Origin of the sequence: Streptococcus sp. KR (genome assembly GCF_002238115.1) — a bacterium.
GTDB lineage: Bacteria > Bacillota > Bacilli > Lactobacillales > Streptococcaceae > Streptococcus.
This window is the reverse complement of record NZ_NGVM01000383.1, coordinates 1-213: the sequence shown is the minus strand read 5'-3', so window position 1 is coordinate 213 and position 213 is coordinate 1. Positions and strand designations below refer to the sequence as shown.

1 rRNA gene is annotated in these 213 nt (G+C 52.1%); it reads right to left on the bottom strand.

The features are described from left to right. Positions 1-213, bottom strand: a 16S ribosomal RNA gene (locus tag CBI42_RS12380); the annotation flags it as partial.

The window sequence follows — 213 nt, the reverse complement described above, 5'->3', positions numbered from 1 at the left end:
TCTCCTGGTTTCCGATGCACTTCTCCGGTTAAGCCGAAGGCTTTCACATCAGACCTAAGAAACCGCCTGCGCTCGCTTTACGCCCAATAAATCCGGACAACGCTTGCCACCTACGTATTACCGCGGCTGCTGGCACGTAGTTAGCCGTGGCTTTCTGGTTGGATACCGTCAAGATGTCAACAGTTACTCTGACACCTGTTCTTCTCCAACAAC